The sequence below is a fragment of the Neisseria sp. P0001.S005 genome, assembly GCF_051963715.1.
In genome coordinates, this window is record NZ_JBQCTZ010000787.1 from 1 (window position 1) to 361 (window position 361).

1 protein-coding gene is annotated in these 361 nt (G+C 45.4%); it reads left to right on the forward strand.

Features of this window, described 5'->3' with window-relative positions:
• On the forward strand, positions 1-361 hold a 361-nt coding region (gene prs / locus ACTHSP_RS22870), incomplete at both ends, for a ribose-phosphate diphosphokinase (RefSeq protein ID WP_440347113.1).

Below are 361 nucleotides of genomic sequence, written 5' to 3' on the forward strand. Positions count from 1 at the left end.
CTGACTGTTGTCAGCCCTGACATTGGTGGTGTTGTACGTGCACGTGCTGTTGCTAAATCTTTAAATGCTGATTTGGCTATTATCGACAAACGTCGTCCTAAAGCCAACGTGGCTGAAGTGATGAATATTATTGGTGATATTCAAGGACGTACTTGCCTGATCGTAGATGATATGATCGATACAGCAAACACCTTGTGCAAAGCGGCTGTAGCCCTGAAAGAGCGCGGTGCAGATCGTGTATTGGCATACGCCAGCCATGCAGTATTCTCCGGTGAAGCAGTGAATCGAATTGCTTCTTCCGAAATTGACCAAGTAGTTGTGACAGATACGATTCCGTTGTCTGAAGCAGCTAAAAAATGTG